Below are 16130 nucleotides of genomic sequence, written 5' to 3'. Positions count from 1 at the left end.
CCAGACGCTGGAAATACAGCTTTTAATCCGTTATCCGATGGCCGTCTTGACGAAAAGGGCACGACGGAATAAGAGCATAACTTATCCCGTGGTGATTTGAGCCGGCCGGCTTGCAGCCACGTTAAATAAATAGCTAAACAGGCCGGGGACATGCGTGATCCCGGCCCGTTGGAGTTTTCCAGGCCGGTTTTTTTGTGGCCATTTTCGAGGTGGCCACGATGGAGGTCACATGTCTGAAAGCAACTCTCCCACCGCCCGCTATCGTCCCGAAACCCGGCTGGTCCATTCCGGCACGATCCGTTCGGAATTCGGCGAAACGTCCGAAGCGCTGTTTCTGACCCAGGGCTTCGTCTATGACAGCGCCGAGCAGTGCGAGGCGCGGTTCAAGGGCGAAGAACCGGGCTATCTCTATTCGCGCTTTTCCAACCCCAATATTGCGATGTTCGAGCGCCGCATGATCGAGCTCGAAGGCGCGGAAGCCGCGCGCGCGACCGCGACCGGCATGGCCGCGGTGACGACGGCTATTCTCGCCCCGCTGAAGGCCGGCGATCATGTCGTGGCCTCCAAGGCGATGTTCGGATCGTGCCGTTACGTGGTGGAGGATCTGCTGCCGCGCTACGGCATTCAATCGACCCTGGTCGACGGCCTCGATCTCGATCAGTGGCAGAAGGCGATGCGGCCGAACACCAGGACCTGTTTCCTGGAGAGCCCGACCAATCCGACACTCGACGTGCTCGACATCACCGCCATCGCCGAGATCGCGCATCAAGGCGGCGCGCGGCTGATCGTCGACAACGTGTTTGCGACGCCGATCTGGCAGAGCCCGCTGTCGCTCGGCGCCGATGTCGTGGTGTATTCGGCAACCAAGCATATCGACGGCCAGGGCCGCTGCCTCGGCGGCATCATCCTGTCGTCGGAGGCGTTCATTGCCGAGCACATCCACAATTTCCTGCGCCAGACCGGCCCGTCGATATCGCCGTTCAACGCATGGGTGATGGTGAAGGGATTGGAGACGCTGGCAGTCCGGGTCCGCGCGCAGACCGAAACCGCGGCCGCGATCGCCGACGTGCTGGCAAAGCATCCGAAAATCTCGCGGCTGATCTATCCGGGCCGCGCCGATCATCCGCAGGCGGCGACCGTAAAGAAGCAGATGCGCGGCGGCTCGACGCTGGTTGGCTTCGAGGTCAAGGGCGGCAAGGCGGCGGCATTCCGCGCACTCAATGCCTTGAAGATCGCGCGGATTTCAAACAATCTCGGCGACGCCAAGAGCCTTGTCACCCATCCGGCGACCACCACGCATCAACGTCTGACGCCGGAGGCCCGCGCCGAACTCGGCATCAGCGAAGGCTTCATCCGGCTCTCCGCCGGCCTCGAGCACCGCGACGATTTGATCGAGGATTTGCAGTCGGCGCTGGAAAAGGCGTGACTCAGCCTGCGCGACACAATCTGACCTGTCATTCCGGGATGGTGCGTAAGCACCAGACCCGGAATGACAAAACTTACATCGGCCGATATTTCTGCACGGTGGACGGCACATTGACGCCGAGCTTGATCTGGCCGACCGATTTGATGATGTCGTCGCCGAGCAACTGGGCAAAGCAGGCATAGCCCCAGTCATTCATGTGCAGGCCGTCGGCAATCACAAAACTGTCGACGGGAAGCGCCTGTTGATCATGCCATTCGCGCATCACCTCGAAGCGCGGGAAAATACCGACATGATGCAGTTCGGCGACCCTCTTCAGCATCCTGACCACCCGGCTCGCGCTTTCCGCGCGCTCATACACCCTCGGAGAATATTGCGGATCGACCAGCACCACGTCGGCGCCGGCCGCCTGAATGCGCGCAACGCCGTCATCGACCAGTTTTTGCGTCTCCCCCGGATCGAGATTGCGCAGCACGGCGTTGGTGCCGACCTGCCAGATCACCATATCCGGCTTGGCATCGATCACCGAAGTCTGGAACCGCTTCATCATTTCGGGCGCATCCTCGCCGCCCACGCCGCGATTGAGGACGGTGATATCCGCGCCCGGATACTGCCGGTGCAATCGCGCGGCGAGCCGGCTGGGATAAGAGAACTCCGGCGACGACGAGCCGTACCCCTGCGTCGACGACGATCCGAACGCCACGATCACCACCGGCTGTCCCGATGCCAGCTTGGCCGCCACATGCGGCAGCGATCCCGTCGATTGAACGCCTTTCGGCGGCAGGCAGGGCACGCGGCTGAAAATGTCGCCCGCGGATTTCGCAATTTCCTTCGCCTTCTCGATCGCCTTGCCGGCGATGCTGTTCGGCGGCGCCGGACTGGCCTGACTGACGGAGGCAACATTGCCTGCGCCAGTGGTTTGGGCCACCGTCGTCTTGACGGCTTCGGACGTCAAGCCGCCGGCTGAAACAGCCTGCTGGGCGGCCTGGGCTCGCGCCGGCAGCATCAACACAGCCACCGACAGCACAAGCGCCGCCACGGCGGGCACGGCCAACGATTTCATTGCAGGAAAAGGGCGGTTAAAACTCATTAACGCTGTATCCTAATTCTGCTGGACCGCATTGATGCGGGCTGCGTCGAGCACAAAGCTGGACAACGCGCGGCCTAGACAGTCGTGAACGCGCTTCGCCAGATCGAGGCCGTGCGAGGCGCTGAAAAAGTCGAAATCTCCCGAGTCATTCCATTGACGCATGATGGCAAACCGGTCGAACAGCGGGATGTCATACTGCTGCGCCACCACACGCATATTATCTAGGTATGGCGGCGCGGAAATCATCGTTTCCGTGCGCGGGCTATACTGCAGATTCATTAAAATGACGTCGGCTCCCGCCTTTTGCAAGGCAATAACGCCTTCATCGACAGCGCCGCGAAAATCGTCGGGATCGACGGAGCGCATCGCATCGACGGTGCCGGTCTGCCAGATCACCAAGGCGGGCTTCTTGTCCTCCATCAGCTTGGGCAATTCGGCGGCCATCTCCTCCGCCGTATTCTTGGCCCGTAATTCTACGGAGACGTTAACCGTAACCGCCGGCAATTTTTCGGTCAGGATCGCCTGCAATCGGGCCGGGTAGGCGCTGGCTTCCGACGCGTTGATGGTCGACGACCGGCTGCCGATCACGAGAATATCCAGCGTATGGCCATTTTTTATAGCATCCGCGACCTTGGGCAATGCGCTGTCGCTTTTGAGCAGATAGTCCGGGACATCGCAGACTTGAGATCCATCATGGAATCCATCTTGGGATTTAGTTTGAGAATTGTCTTGAGATTTATCCTGAGAATTAGCTCGCGCGTTATCCTCTGATTTAGCTTGCGGGACAGCTTGAGAAGCATCGTCGGCGCGTCCGGAAGTCGCGGCCAACAGGCCGGCCAGCAGCACGAGCGCCAGGATCGCTCCCGAGTTGAACCTCATAAACTTCCCCCCGCCAGATCGGCGTTACCAATGGGGCTTTTCGTCCGCGACGCATTCTTGTCGGCCGAATGTTTGTACCACGAAAAAAGCCACGCCGCGCCGGACATGATCAGGATTCCGGTCACGCTGACGACGAAATGCAGCACGGCGCCGCCGGAGATCTCGGCCAGGATGAAGTACCCCGCGAATGCCAGAAACACGCCGAGGCAGAAGATTTCCAGCGAATGCTGACCGCACAGGATCAGCGGACGCAGCCAGGGTGATCTAAGTCCGGACCAGTCTTTCGGCAGAAACCGCACGGCAACGGCCGCCAGAGCCAGAAAATGCGCAAATCTCAACACGTCAAGATCGGTCTTATCGATGGGATACATCCATTGCTCGAGCCAGCGCGGCATCAGATGGTTCATCTGCGGAACATACCAGGTCAGCGTGACGTAGAACGCGGCGAGCAGATAGGCCAGCGAAATCCATAACGTGACGGGCGAGGCCAGGATGCGCGACATCCGCTTGGCGCCTCCCTGCGCACACCAGACGCCGAACACGAACAGCAATTGCCAGGCAAACGGATTGAAGGCCCAGACGCCGTTCGGGTAGGCCGACAGCGACAGGTCGTACTGCCAGGTGACGGCGTAGAGCAGGACCGACAACGCCAGCGTCAGGTCCGCTTTCCATTTCATCAGCCACAGGATGAACGGCAGAAACAGCATCAGCACGATATAAAGCGGCAGCACGTCCATGTTGACGGGCCGGAATCGCAACAGCAGCGCCTCGACGATGGTGACATCCGGCTGCTTGAGAAAATCCATGATTCCCATCTCTTCGCTATAGAGCGGGTTCTCGAAGCTGGTCGCGACGTAGGAAATCTCCGCGAGGAAGATCGTGAACAGAAACACATGCGCGACATAGATCTGCCAGACCCGCCGCAGGATGCGCGCGGTCGCGACCACGAAGCCGGCCTCGCGCATGGCTCGGCCGTATACGAATGAAGCGGTATAGCCGGAAATGAAAATGAATATTTCGGTGGCGTCGCTGAAGCCGTAATTGCGGATCGTGAACCAGGTCAGAAAATTGGACGGCAGATGATCGATGAAGATCAGCCACAGAGCGAGGCCGCGGAACAGATCGAGCCGCAGCTCACGCTCGCTGACCGCGGAACGCGGAATCGCCGGCGCCGCCTCGGCCTGCGCCAGCGGGACATCTCGCGCAGCCGCGAGCGGTGGTCCGGCAATTCGATCGGCAACCGACGTCATCTGGAACCGGTTGAAACAAGGTGGCTTTTTGCGCACTTCACGCAGCCCGAAAGACCGTACCAACGAATAGTACCGGCCCTGCGGTCCCAGGCAAGTTACGCGGCTTTAACGGTAGAGCACGATCCGGAAAAGTGGGCACCGGTTTTCCGAAAAGATCATGCTCAAACAAGAAGATGGACGACGAGTATGATTCAACTCAATTGAAATCCTGCTCCGGGAAACACGCTTCATCCTTGGACTTAAACTATGTTCAAACGGCGATTGCGGATGACGCCGCCGGCGCCGTATGCGATTGGTCCCGCCGGATTTTTTCGGTATGATATCGTCCGATTTTCCGAAAGTTGAACCCAGATGTACCGCGCCATTACCCGTCAGATCGAAGTCACCGTCGAGCCGAACTTCATGCCGGAGCGCTCGTCGGCCGAACGATCCCAATATTTCTGGTCCTACACCGTCGTCATCACCAATTCCGGTGAAGAGACGGTGCAACTGCACACGCGGCACTGGATCATCACCGATGCATCAGGCCGCAAACAGGAGGTTCGCGGCGAAGGCGTGGTCGGCGAGCAGCCCGTGCTCGCCCCGGGCGAACGCTTCGAATATACCAGCGGCGTGCCGCTTCCGACCACATCGGGATTCATGACCGGACGCTATCAGATGGTCAGCGAAAGCGGCGAGCGTTTCGAGATCGAGGTGCCGACCTTCTCGCTCGACAGTCCCGACAACAGGCGGGTGTTGAATTAGCTACACCTTGCTCCGTTCCGCTCGCGGGGGAGGGATTGAAACGCGCTCCGCACACGTATCGCACAGGATTTTTAACAGCGCATCGTTTGCGGACATGACTGGATGATCTCGCCGCGCATTCGCGCGAGTTTTTCCGGAAACATTCTGCCCTCCTGAATTCAGAGGGCGCAGGCGACCCTCAAGAGAGGGCGCAGGGAATGCCGGGTGCGCGCCGCACCCATAGCCCCGTGTGCAAAATAAAAAGCACACGAGTTAGTCGCCACAGGTGTGCCGCCGTTCACGCGGCATTCCCCGCGCAATGGTTTTAACGGTTTCCTTCGTGCTCTCCCCGGTGACCGGGCTTTATTGTCACCGTCGTCAGTGCAATGCGAAGCATTGTCACCGACTTGACGCCAGCGTCGGGGCGTCAGGACCACACGACTTCGCCGTCCGCGTCAGTGCCGTTCGTCTTCCGGCCTGTCGCGTCCATCGCATCCCGCTCCCAACGTTCGTGACGACCGCGAAGCGCCCCTCTGTATCGAGGCGGGACTGAATCGCAATATTCCTGTTTCTACCCGGCCGTCAACCGAAATTCGGAATTTCCGAAATTATCGGAGGACCGCTTTCGCTCGCGGTGGCGGGACCTGGCGAGGGAACTTACGCGTATCGATCGTACTCTCGTCGAGAAGGACGCTGCAGCCCAACCGGTGAATGTGGACCGGCCTGCAAGGGCTACTCCACGCCGGCTTCGTCCGGCGTGAATTCATAGACCGAGCTGCAAAACTCGCAGGTCACGACCACCTTGCCGTCCTTCACCATGTCGGCGCGATCCTGCGGCGCAAAACTCCCGAGCATCGCCGACACCGCATCGCGCGAGCACGAGCATTGCGCGCGCAACGGCAACGGCGAAAACACCCGCACACCCCGCTCGTGAAACAGCCGATAGAGCAGCCGCTCGCCGGACAGATCCGGGTCGATCAGTTCGATGTCCTCGACGGTCGAGATCAGCGACTGGCCTTCGATCCAGGCGTCGTCTTCCTCAACCATGTGTGCGACCGTGCCTTCCGGCGCATCGCCCGGATGCAAATCGGGTAGCCGCGCCCGGTCGGGCGCCTTCGGCAGAAATTGCAGCAGCATGCCGCCGGCGCGCCAGCGATGTTTGGGACCGTCGCCGCCACGCCATTCCTCGCCGACCGCAAGCCGCACCCGGGTCGGAATCTGCTCGGAGCGCAGAAAATACTCATGCGCGGCATCTTCCAGATTGCCGCCATCGAGCGCCACCAGGCCCTGATAGCGGCTCATGTCCCGGCCCTGGTCGATGGTCATCGCAAGATGGCCCTTTCCCAACAGCGCAGCAGAATTCTGACCGTCCTTCAGCCGACTGGCGTCATAGCGCGCGTAGGCGCGCATGCGATCCGGCGACTGGAAGTCCACGATCAAAAACGAAACCGGACCGTCGGTCTGCGTCTGCAGGATGAAGCGGCCGTCGAATTTCAGCGCCGAGCCCAGCAGCGTCGCCAGCACGATCGCCTCGCCGAGCAATTTGCCGACCGGCGGCGGATAATCGTGCTTGGTGAGAATCTCATCGAGCGCGGGGCCGAGCCGGGTCAGGCGGCCGCGCAGATCGAGCGCGCCGACTTCAAACGGCAGCACCGCATCGTCGACCGGCACGGCCGACGGCGCGCGGATCGGGGTTTCAGCGGAGGGCTTGATGCCGGGGAATTGCGAGGTCATGGCGCTTTATCTGGGGTCGATGGGCGCAGAACGAAAGGGGTTGGCAAGGCGCAAATCATCGTCGTCCCGCGTTCGCGCTTCACCTGGCCGGGGCGGCAACCATTTTGGCAGGCGGCTACGCCACCACGTCGAGACACCACGCCAGAATGCCCTTTTGCGCATGCAGGCGGTTCTCCGCCTCATCGAACACAACCGATTGCGGGCCGTCCATCACCTCGTCGGTGACTTCCTCGCCGCGATGGGCGGGCAGGCAATGCATGAACAGCGCGTCGGGCTTGGCCAGCGACATCAGCTTGGCGTTGACCTGGTACGGCCGCAACAGATTGTGACGATGCTCGCCATCCTTGTCGCCCATCGAGACCCAGGTGTCGGTCACCACGCAATCGGCGCCGCGCACCGCCTGTTCCGGGTCATTGCCGAGCACGACCTGCGCCTGGGTCGCCTTGATCCAGTCCTTCATCGCCTTGTTCGGCGCCAGCTGCGGCGGGGTCGCGACGTTGAGCGTGAATTTGAACCGCTCCGCCGCATGCGCCCACGACGCCAGCACGTTGTTGTCGTCGCCGGTCCACGCGATGGTGCGGCCCTCGATCGGGCCACGACGTTCCTCGAACGTCATCAGGTCCGCCATCACCTGGCAGGGATGCGAGCGCCGCGTCAGCCCGTTGATGACAGGCACGGTGGCATATTCAGCGAGTTCCAGCAGCGCATCATGGCTGAGAATGCGGATCATGATGGCATCGACATAACGCGACAGCACCCGCGCCGTGTCCGCGATGGTCTCGCCACGGCCAAGCTGCATTTCCGCACCGGTCAGCATGATCGATTCACCGCCGAGCTGACGCATGCCGACATCGAACGACACCCTGGTGCGGGTCGAAGGCCGCTCGAAGATCATCGCCAAGGTCTTGCCTTCCAGCGGCCTCTCGGCTTTCTCGTGCGCCTTCTGCTTCGCTTTCATGGCGGCGCCGGCCGCGAGTATGTTGCGCAGCTCTCTGGTCGGAAGCTCGTTGATATCGAGAAAATGTCGGAGGGCCTTGCTCATTTTCCCGCCGCCTGTTTCAACTGACCGCTGGCCAGGACCGCGCAGGCGCGATCGAGGCGCTGCACCGACTCGTCAATCTCCGCTTCGGTCACGATCAACGGCGGCAGGAACCGCACCACGTTATCGCCGGCGCCGACCGTAAGCAGCTTCTGATCGCGCAGCGCCGCCACCAGATCTCCCGACGGCACCACGGCTTTCAGACCGATCAGCAATCCCTCGCCGCGCACTTCGGCAAGCACATTGGGATAGCGGTCGACCACCGCGGCCAGTTTCTGCTTGAGCAACAGCGACATCTTCTGCACATGCTCGAAGAAGCCGGGCTTGAGCATGACGTCCAGCACGGCGTTCGCAGCGGCAACGGCAAGAGGATTGCCGCCGAAAGTCGAGCCGTGCGAGCCCGGCGTCATGCCGGAGGCCGCCTCGGCGGTCGCGAGACAAGCGCCGATCGGGAAACCGCCGCCAAGCGCTTTCGCCAGCGACATCACATCGGGCGCGACGCCGAGGCGCTTATACGCAAACAACTCGCCGGTGCGGCCCATGCCGGTCTGCACCTCGTCGAACACCAGCAGCAGGCCGTTCTCGTCGCAGAGCTGGCGCAAGGCCTTGAAGAAGGCGTGCGGCGCGGCGCGCACGCCGCCTTCGCCTTGCAGCGGCTCGATCAGGATGCCCGCGGTCTGCGGGCCGATCGCCTTCCTGACGGCGTCGAGATCACCAAGCGCGACCTGATCGAAACCGTCGAGCGGCGGCCCAAAACCTTCGAGATATTTCGGCGAGCCGGTCGCGGCCAGCGTGCCCAGCGTCCGGCCGTGAAACGCGCCCTCGAAGGTGATGATGCGATAGCGTTCGGGGTGGCCCTTGGCGGCGTGGTATCGGCGCGTAACCTTGATCGCGCATTCCATCGCCTCGGCACCGGAATTGGCGAAAAACACGAAATCGGCAAAGCTTTGCGCGCACAGTCTGGCCGCGAGCCGCTCACCATCCGGGCTCATGAACAGGTTCGACATGTGCCACAGTTTGGTGGCCTGCTCCTGCAGCGCCGCGACCAGATGCGGATGACAGTGGCCGAGCGCGTTCACCGCGACGCCGGAAGTGAAATCGAGATAGCGCTCGCCATTGGTCGCGATCAGCCAGGCGCCCTCGCCGCGCTCGAAACCGAGATCGACCCTGGCGAATACGGGAAGCAAATGCGACGCGGCGCTTTTGGTCATGGCTATCACTGAAGGTTAACACCGCCTGCGGTGCGCGCATTGGCGCGACGCAACAACAGCCGGCCGGAAAACGAAACGTGCCGCCTTTTAGGGGCGGCACGTAAGTGTCATTCTAGGCACGCGGCGGCAGGTGTCAACCGGCTGCACCGTATCCAATTTACGACAGTCAAGATTCCGAATCCCCGTAGGATTCCGGTGCCGCGAAAATATCGAATTGCAAGGTTAAAATCGCAGAACATGTGGACGCACTGCTGCGGACTCTTGCGCCCGAGTCACGCCATATTGTAGCGTTTGGCCTGTCAGATACGACATCTCGTGCGGCAGTTTTAACCCTCTAAGTCCTGTGTGTTCAGCGTACACGTTCGGGCGCGATAAGCGCGTCCGGCGAGGGCTAAGGGATTCTGACCGCAGGGATTTTGGAGCTTTGGATCGTGGTGCCGCCCCTTTCAAAGGCCGGTGCGGCGCGAAGGGAAGAATGCGATGACGACGGTATTGACCTGGTCCGACGATCGCGTCGAACAGCTGAAGAAACTCTGGGAAGCCGGACTTTCCGCCAGCCAGATCGCCGCGGAACTCGGGAATGTGACGCGAAACGCCGTGATCGGCAAAGTCCATCGGCTGGGCCTTTCCGGCCGCGCCAAGAGCCCGTCCTCGGCGGCGCCGCGTCCGCGGAAAGCGCGTCCGGCCCAGCACATGATGCGGGTCTCGCGTCCGGTCTCACGCGGCAACACCGCGCTGGCCCATGCCTTCGACGTCGAGATGGAGCCGGATCCGATCACCTATGACAATGTGGTGCCGATCGGCCAGCGCCTGTCGCTGTTGGAGCTCAACGAGGCCACTTGCCACTGGCCGGTCGGCGATCCTTCCAGCCCGGAATTTTTCTTCTGTGGCGGCAAGGCGCTAGCCGGGCTGCCTTATTGCGCGCACCATTCGCGCGTCGCCTACCAGCCCGTCGGCGATCGCCGGCGCCAGCCGGCGAAGCCGGCGCGGTAAAGGCCTGCCATTACGAGAACCGACGGCGACGTCGCAATCCTGCCCCGGCCATGCCGGGGCGATGTGAAACATCGAACCCGGAATCCGGAGTTTATTGCGCGCGATTCCGGGCCTATAGCGTTTTCGAGCGAAATGGCTTCCGGTTCGCGTGAAGAAAACGCGTCAAAACAAAAGAGCCGAGCCTCGGTTCTGATGCCGTTAGAGCATGATCCGGAAAAGTGGACACCCGTTTTCCGAAAAGATCATGCTCAAACAATAAAATAGAGCGTGACGGCGATTCAGCCTAAAGCTACGGCGCTCTAGAACCGAAAATATTCTCGCTCTTCAAACCATCCCGGAATGACGTGTACTGTTGATACGGTTCGTTATTCCACCTTCGCGAAGCGATCGTCGAGCGCGTAGCCGGCGCCACGCACGGTGCGAATGGGATCCTGTTCGCGGCCCGGATTGAGCAGCTTGCGCAGCCGCCCGATATGCACATCCACCGTGCGCTCATCGATATAGATGTCGCGGCCCCATACGCTGTCGAGCAACTGCTCGCGGCTGAATACCCGTCCCGGATGCTCCAGGAAAAATTCCAGCAGCCGGTACTCGGTCGGACCGAGATCGATCGGACGTCCCGACCGCGCCACGCGGCGCTTCTCGCGATCCAGTTCGATGTCGCCATAGGTGAGCACGGTGGCGAGGCGTTCCGGGCTCGCGCGGCGCAACAGGCCTTTCACCCGCGCCAGCAATTCCGGCACAGAGAACGGCTTGACGATGTAATCGTCAGCACCGGTGGCGAGCCCCCTGACCCGCTCGCTTTCCTCGCCGCGCGCGGTCAGCATGATGATCGGAAGCTGCCGCGTCTCCGGCCGCGCCCGCAGCCTCCGGCATAATTCGATGCCGGACAATCCCGGCAGCATCCAGTCCAGCACGATCAGGTCGGGAACACGTTCTTTCAGCCTCGTGTCGGCGTCGTCGCCGCGCCCGACGGTTTCGACATCGTAGCCTTCGGCATCAAGGTTGTAGCGCAACAGCGTGGTAAGCGCTTCCTCGTCTTCAACCACCAGAATGCGCGCACTCATATGTAGCTTTCCCTCAGTTTCCGGGTACGGTTGTGGCAAACGTCGTCATGTCGCCCTTCGGACGCGGGTCGAGTATCTGCTGACCTTCGATCATGTAGAACACCGTTTCAGCGATGTTGGTGGCGTGGTCGCCGATCCGCTCGATGTTCTTGGCGCAGAACATCAGGTGAATGCAGAAGCTGATGTTGCGCGGATCTTCCATCATGTAGGTCAGCAGTTCGCGGAACAGCGACGTGCAGATCGCATCGACTTCCTCGTCGCCCTTCCAGACCGTCATCGCGGCCGGCAAGTCATGCGCCGCGTAAGCGTCGAGCACCGACTTCACCTGCGACTGCACCAGATCGGTCATGTGCTCGAGGCCGCGGATCAGCTTCAGCGGCTGGAAATCGCTCTCCAGCGCGGCGACCCGCTTGCCCATGTTCTTGGCGAGGTCGCCGATCCGCTCGAGATCGGTCGCAACCCGCATCGCGCCCACGATCTCGCGCAAATCCACCGCCATCGGCTGACGCCGGGCAATGGTCAGCACCGCGCGCTCCTCGATCACGCGCTGCAGATTGTCGATCTCGAGATCCGAGGCCACGACATGCTTGCCCAGCGTGACGTCACGGCGGATCAGCGCATCGACGGATTCGGTGATCATGCGCTCGGCGAGGCCGCCCATTTCGGCAACCAGGCGGGTCAGTTCCTGAAGGTCGCTGTCGAACGCCTTGGCGGTATGTTCAGAAGCCATCTTCTACCTCCTCAGCCGAACCGGCCGGTGATGTAATCCTGGGTCCGTCGATCGCTCGGCGAGGTGAAAATCTTGTTGGTGTCGTCGAACTCGATCAGTTCGCCGAGATACATGAAAGCGGTCTTGTCCGAGACGCGCGCCGCCTGCTGCATATTGTGGGTGACGATGGCAATGGTATAGTGCTCGGCCAGTTCCTGGATCAATTCCTCGACCTTGGCGGTCGAAATCGGATCGAGCGCCGAACACGGCTCGTCGAACAGGATCACCTCGGGCCGCACCGCGACGGTGCGGGCGATGCAAAGCCGCTGCTGCTGGCCGCCGGACAGGCTGAGGCCGGAAGCGTTCAGCTTGTCCTTGACTTCGTTCCATAGCGCGCCGCCGCGCAGCGCCTTCTCCACCCGCTCGTCCATCTCGGATTTGGAGATCTTCTCATAGAGCCGGACGCCGAAGGCGATGTTTTCATAGATCGTCATCGGGAACGGCGTCGGCTTCTGAAACACCATGCCGACACGGGCGCGCAGCAGATTGAGGTCGAGCTTGGGATCGAGGATGTTGGTCTGGTCGAGCATCAGCTGGCCGGTGGCGCGCTGGCCCGGATAAAGGTCGTACATCCGGTTGAAAATCCGCAGCAAGGTCGATTTGCCGCAGCCCGACGGCCCGATGAAGGCGGTGACGCGATTGGTGCCCAGCGTGAGGTTGATGTTCTTCAGCGCGTGGTTCTCGCCATAGTAGAAATTCAGGTTACGCGCGCTGACCTTGGCCGGCGCCTCGGGCAGCGGCGCCGCAGGAGCCGGCCCGCCTGCATTAGCCGTCGAGATCGATATTTCGGTCATTTTGCAGCCCTTTCGGCGCCAAGGTACCGCGCACCAATATTCAACGCGAGCACGGTCAAGGTGATGAGCAGGGCCCCGCTCCAGGCCAGTTCTTTCCAGTAGGCGTAGGGGCTCTGCACGAAATTGTTGATAGTCACCGGCAGGTTGGCCATCGTCTTGGTCAGATCGAGGCTGAAGAACTGGTTGCTGAGCGCGGTGAACAACAGCGGCGCGGTCTCGCCGGCGACGCGCGCGGTCGCCAGCAGCACGCCGGTGATCAGGCCGGAGCGCGCGGCGCGATAGGCGATCCTCTTGATCACGAGCGAACGCGGCAGGCCCAGCGCCGACGCCGCCTCGCGCAGCGGATTGGGCACCAGCCCCAGCATGTCTTCGGTGGTTCGAAGCACGACGGGAATGACGATCACCGCCAGCGCCAGCGAACCGGCAAGGGCGGAGAACCCGCCCATCGGCACCACCACCGCGCCATAGATGAACAGGCCGATGATGATCGACGGCGCGCTGAGCAGAATATCGTTGATGAAGCGGATCACCGAGGTCAGGCGATCATGCTTGCCGTATTCGGCAAGATAGGTGCCGGCGAACAGGCCGAGCGGCGCGCCGATGCCGACGCCGATCACGGTCATGATGACCGAACCGACGATGGCGTTCAGCAGGCCGCCATCGGTCGAGCCCGGCGGCGGTGTATTCTGCGTGAAAATCTGCAGGCTCAGGCCTGCAACTCCATTGTAGAACAGGGTGATCAGGATCAGCGCGAGCCAGGTCACGCCGAACAGCGCGGCGGCCATGCACAGCCCGCGGATGACGATGTCCTTGCGGCGGCGGCGCCTGTAAATCGGATTCACGGGAATCGGGTTCATCACCTAGTTCCCCGCTTTCTTTTCCAGCCGCATCAGCATCAGCCGCGCCGCAGCCAGCACGAAGAAGGTCAGCACGAACAGCAACAGCCCGAGCAGAATGAGCGCCGACTGATGCAGCCCGTCGCTCTCGGCGAATTCGCTGGCGATCGCCGCCGAGATCGTGGTGCCCGGTCCGAAGATCGAGGCCGAGAGGCGGAACGAATTGCCGATGATGAAGGTGACCGCCATGGTCTCGCCGAGCGCGCGGCCGAGCGCCAGCATGACGCCGCCGATGACGCCGACGCGGGTATAGGGAATGACCACGTTGCGGACCACTTCCCATGTCGTGCAGCCGACGCCGTAGGCGGCTTCCTTCAATACCGGCGGCACGGTCTTGAACACGTCGACCGAGATCGCGGTGATGAACGGCAGCACCATGATGGCGAGGATCAGCGCCGCGTTGAACAGGCTGAGATAGGACGGCGGGCCGCCGAAGATCGAACTGAGCACCGGAATGCCGTCGAACAGGCCGATCATGAATGGCTGGAACGTGTAGGCCAGGAACGGGCCAAGGACGAAGAATCCCCACATGCCGTAGATGATCGAGGGAATGCCGGCCAAAAGCTCGATGGCGATCCCGATCGGACGGCGCAGCCATTGCGGACAGAGCTCGGTCAGGAAGATGGCGATACCGAGCCCGACCGGAATGGCGATCAGCATGGCGATGAAGGAGGTCACCAGCGTGCCGTAGATCGGACCGAGCGCGCCGAGCACCGGCGGATCGGCCGACGGCGCCCAGCGCTGCGTCCACAGGAACGCAAAGCCGTACTCCATCATGGCCGGCCAGGCGCCGATGATGAGTGAAATGATGATGCCGCCGAGGATCAGCAGCACCGAGACCGCACAGACGCGGGTCAGCCAGTAAAAGGTGACATCGCCAAGCCTGAAGGCGCTGAGCGCCTTGGCGCGATCGTAAGGTCCGGCGGCTTCCATTACATCGCTCTGAACGGCCATGTCTGCCACGCCAATCCCCTACTCGTTAAAGAGTGTACCGAAGTCATCAGGAGCCGCCAGATGCCGGAGCGATTTCGGCAACCAAATAACCGAATTCATGCGTCGTTCCGGGCAGCGCCCCGTTCTGGCGCAGAACCGGAGTCCATCATCCGTAAGCCGGTCATGGACTCCGGGCTTGCTCGTTTCACTCGTGCCCCCGGAACGTTGAAGCACGAGTTGCCACTCGTAAGCTTAGCTCTTGATTTCGGAAGACCAGGTCTTCTCGATCAGCTTGACCACCGATTCCGGCATCGGGATGTAGTCGAGATCTTCGGCCATCTTGCCGCCCTTGTCGAAAGCGAACTTGAAGAACTTGAGCGCTTCCTGCGAGGCAGCCTTGTCGGAACCATCCTTATGCATCAGCACAAAGGTGGTGGCGACGATCGGCCACGACTTGTCGCCGGGCTGGTTGGTGAGGATCAGGTAGTAGCCGGGGGCGTTGGCCCAATCGGCGTTGGCGACGGCCGCCTGGAAAGCGTCGGCGGTCGGCTCGACGGTCTTGCCGCCCTTGTTGACCATCGCGGTGTAGGTCAGCTTGTTCTGCTTGGCGTAGGCGTATTCGACGTAGCCGATGGTGTTCTTGGCCTGGCCGACATTGCCCGATACGCCTTCATTGCCCTTGGCGCCAACGCCAACCGGCCATTCGACCGCGGTGTCGGAACCGACCTTGGACTTCCAGTCCGCGCTAACCTTGGAGAGGTAGTCGGTGAAGTTGAAGGTGGTGCCTGAACCGTCCGCGCGGTGAACCACGGAGATCGCCTCCGAGGGCAGGCTGAGCTTCGGATTGAGCTTCTTGATCGCCGCATCATCCCACTTGGTGATGGTGCCGAGATAGATCTTGGCGAGAGTGTCGCCGTCCAGCACCATGTCGCCGGCCTTGACGCCATCGATGTTGACGACCGGCACGATGCCGCCCATCGCCATCGGCCACTGCGCGAAGCCGTCCTTGTCGAGCTGATCGACCGTGAGCGGCTTGTCGGTGGCGCCGAAGGTCACGGTCTTGGCCTGGACCTGCTTGATGCCGGCGCCCGATCCGATCGACTGGTAGTTCACGCCCGCACCGGATTCCTTCTTGTAGGCATCCGCCCATTTCGACAGGACCGGGAAGATAAAGGTTGAGCCGGCACCGGTGATGTCAGCGGCAAACGCCGACGTCGATGCGGCGACCAGGCCGGCAGCGACGATAGCTTTCAGGAATTTCATTGCTGGTCTCCATCTGTGAGCGAAGCGCCAGACGCGCCCGATCGCGCTCACGCCGGTCCGTTTAGG

The 16130-nt window shown here is 61.7% G+C and carries 15 protein-coding genes and 1 riboswitch; of the genes, 3 read left to right on the top strand and 12 right to left on the bottom strand.

The genetic code is table 11. The annotated features are described in order from the left end of the window. The first annotated feature begins 78 nt into the window (after positions 1 to 78). A riboswitch (SAM riboswitch) is annotated at positions 79 to 158 on the top strand. A 71-nt stretch (positions 159 to 229) separates the two neighbouring features. Next, on the top strand, positions 230 to 1426 hold the full coding sequence (locus HB630_RS10875) for an O-succinylhomoserine sulfhydrylase (RefSeq protein WP_213772232.1): 1197 nt from the start codon (positions 230 to 232) through the stop codon (positions 1424 to 1426). 73 nt (positions 1427 to 1499) lie between these two features. Here the strand turns inward: HB630_RS10875 and HB630_RS10870 are convergent, their stop codons facing one another. From HB630_RS10870 to HB630_RS10860, 3 genes are read right to left on the bottom strand one after another with little or no spacing between them, the layout of a single operon-like run. Further along, positions 1500 to 2513 carry an SGNH/GDSL hydrolase family protein gene (locus HB630_RS10870; protein WP_213772231.1) on the bottom strand — a complete coding sequence of 338 codons (1014 nt, stop codon included), beginning with the start codon at positions 2511 to 2513 and terminating at the stop codon, positions 1500 to 1502. A gap of 12 nt (positions 2514 to 2525) precedes the next feature. Next, entirely contained in the window at positions 2526 to 3392 is an 867-nt protein-coding gene (locus HB630_RS10865) for an SGNH/GDSL hydrolase family protein (protein ID WP_249780786.1), read from the bottom strand. After that, positions 3389 to 4642 (bottom strand): OpgC domain-containing protein, encoded by a 1254-nt coding sequence (locus HB630_RS10860; protein WP_213772230.1) that lies wholly within the window; start codon positions 4640 to 4642, stop codon positions 3389 to 3391. Before HB630_RS10860 ends, HB630_RS10865 begins: the two co-directional genes overlap by 4 nt. 351 nt (positions 4643 to 4993) lie before the next feature. On the opposite strand from HB630_RS10860, the gene apaG reads away from it, so the two are divergent. Next, positions 4994 to 5386 (top strand): Co2+/Mg2+ efflux protein ApaG, encoded by a 393-nt coding sequence (gene apaG / locus HB630_RS10855; protein WP_213772229.1) that lies wholly within the window; start codon positions 4994 to 4996, stop codon positions 5384 to 5386. Between the two features lie 711 nt (positions 5387 to 6097). Here apaG and HB630_RS10850 read toward each other — a convergent pair. The 3 genes from HB630_RS10850 to HB630_RS10840 form a co-directional block, all read right to left on the bottom strand. Then, positions 6098 to 7099, bottom strand: coding sequence for an Hsp33 family molecular chaperone (locus tag HB630_RS10850; protein WP_213772228.1), 1002 nt, complete (start codon positions 7097 to 7099; stop codon positions 6098 to 6100). A gap of 115 nt (positions 7100 to 7214) precedes the next feature. After that, positions 7215 to 8141, bottom strand: a complete 927-nt coding sequence (argF, locus tag HB630_RS10845) for an ornithine carbamoyltransferase (RefSeq protein ID WP_213772227.1) — start codon at positions 8139 to 8141, stop codon at positions 7215 to 7217. Continuing rightward, entirely contained in the window at positions 8138 to 9349 is a 1212-nt protein-coding gene (locus HB630_RS10840; protein WP_213772226.1) for an aspartate aminotransferase family protein, read from the bottom strand. Before HB630_RS10840 ends, argF begins: the two co-directional genes overlap by 4 nt. Before the next feature lie 480 nt (positions 9350 to 9829). Here HB630_RS10840 and HB630_RS10835 point away from each other — a divergent pair, with 480 nt between their 5' ends. Continuing rightward, complete coding sequence (locus HB630_RS10835; protein ID WP_213772225.1) at positions 9830 to 10342, top strand: GcrA family cell cycle regulator; 513 nt, start codon at positions 9830 to 9832, stop codon at positions 10340 to 10342. A gap of 365 nt (positions 10343 to 10707) precedes the next feature. On the opposite strand, the gene phoB is transcribed toward HB630_RS10835, so the two are convergent. The 6 genes from phoB to pstS form a co-directional block, all read right to left on the bottom strand. Then, entirely contained in the window at positions 10708 to 11409 is a 702-nt protein-coding gene (phoB, locus tag HB630_RS10830; RefSeq protein WP_100384553.1) for a phosphate regulon transcriptional regulator PhoB, read from the bottom strand. Between the two features lie 13 nt (positions 11410 to 11422). Next, positions 11423 to 12139 (bottom strand): phosphate signaling complex protein PhoU, encoded by a 717-nt coding sequence (phoU, locus tag HB630_RS10825; protein WP_213772224.1) that lies wholly within the window; start codon positions 12137 to 12139, stop codon positions 11423 to 11425. A gap of 11 nt (positions 12140 to 12150) precedes the next feature. Continuing rightward, on the bottom strand, positions 12151 to 12972 hold the full coding sequence (pstB, locus tag HB630_RS10820) for a phosphate ABC transporter ATP-binding protein PstB (protein WP_213772223.1): 822 nt from the start codon (positions 12970 to 12972) through the stop codon (positions 12151 to 12153). Continuing rightward, positions 12969 to 13814: a phosphate ABC transporter permease PstA gene (gene pstA / locus HB630_RS10815; protein WP_213772420.1), complete on the bottom strand. Its 846-nt coding sequence runs from the start codon at positions 13812 to 13814 to the stop codon at positions 12969 to 12971. The genes pstB and pstA overlap by 4 nt, the downstream gene beginning before the upstream one ends. 18 nt (positions 13815 to 13832) lie before the next feature. Next, positions 13833 to 14822, bottom strand: coding sequence for a phosphate ABC transporter permease subunit PstC (pstC, locus tag HB630_RS10810; RefSeq protein ID WP_213772419.1), 990 nt, complete (start codon positions 14820 to 14822; stop codon positions 13833 to 13835). 231 nt (positions 14823 to 15053) lie between these two features. After that, the gene (pstS, locus tag HB630_RS10805; protein ID WP_213772222.1) at positions 15054 to 16064 is read right to left on the bottom strand and encodes a phosphate ABC transporter substrate-binding protein PstS; all 1011 of its coding nucleotides are present in this window, start codon (positions 16062 to 16064) and stop codon (positions 15054 to 15056) included. Positions 16065 to 16130: the final 66 nt, after the last annotated feature.

This window comes from Bradyrhizobium sp. dw_78, assembly GCF_018449525.1.
GTDB lineage: Bacteria > Pseudomonadota > Alphaproteobacteria > Rhizobiales > Xanthobacteraceae > Bradyrhizobium.
Note: the sequence above shows the minus strand (reverse complement) of the source record. Positions and strands in the feature narration are given on the sequence as shown.

Bases quoted from the DNA above. Each gene is read 5' to 3' on its own strand.
- phoB (WP_100384553.1), bottom strand. From the start codon at position 11,409: ATGAGTGCGCGCATTCTGGTGGTTGAAGACGAGGAAGCGCTTACCACG.
- pstB (WP_213772223.1), bottom strand. From the start codon at position 12,972: ATGACCGAAATATCGATCTCGACGGCTAATGCAGGCGGGCCGGCTCCT.
- HB630_RS10875 (WP_213772232.1), top strand. From the start codon at position 230: ATGTCTGAAAGCAACTCTCCCACCGCCCGCTATCGTCCCGAAACCCGG.
- HB630_RS10865 (WP_249780786.1), bottom strand. From the start codon at position 3,392: ATGAGGTTCAACTCGGGAGCGATCCTGGCGCTCGTGCTGCTGGCCGGC.
- phoU (WP_213772224.1), bottom strand. From the start codon at position 12,139: ATGGCTTCTGAACATACCGCCAAGGCGTTCGACAGCGACCTTCAGGAA.
- argF (WP_213772227.1), bottom strand. From the start codon at position 8,141: ATGAGCAAGGCCCTCCGACATTTTCTCGATATCAACGAGCTTCCGACC.
- HB630_RS10850 (WP_213772228.1), bottom strand. From the start codon at position 7,099: ATGACCTCGCAATTCCCCGGCATCAAGCCCTCCGCTGAAACCCCGATC.
- HB630_RS10835 (WP_213772225.1), top strand. From the start codon at position 9,830: ATGACGACGGTATTGACCTGGTCCGACGATCGCGTCGAACAGCTGAAG.
- pstS (WP_213772222.1), bottom strand. From the start codon at position 16,064: ATGAAATTCCTGAAAGCTATCGTCGCTGCCGGCCTGGTCGCCGCATCG.
- pstC (WP_213772419.1), bottom strand. From the start codon at position 14,822: ATGGCCGTTCAGAGCGATGTAATGGAAGCCGCCGGACCTTACGATCGC.
- HB630_RS10860 (WP_213772230.1), bottom strand. From the start codon at position 4,642: ATGACGTCGGTTGCCGATCGAATTGCCGGACCACCGCTCGCGGCTGCG.
- apaG (WP_213772229.1), top strand. From the start codon at position 4,994: ATGTACCGCGCCATTACCCGTCAGATCGAAGTCACCGTCGAGCCGAAC.
- HB630_RS10840 (WP_213772226.1), bottom strand. From the start codon at position 9,349: ATGACCAAAAGCGCCGCGTCGCATTTGCTTCCCGTATTCGCCAGGGTC.
- HB630_RS10870 (WP_213772231.1), bottom strand. From the start codon at position 2,513: ATGAGTTTTAACCGCCCTTTTCCTGCAATGAAATCGTTGGCCGTGCCC.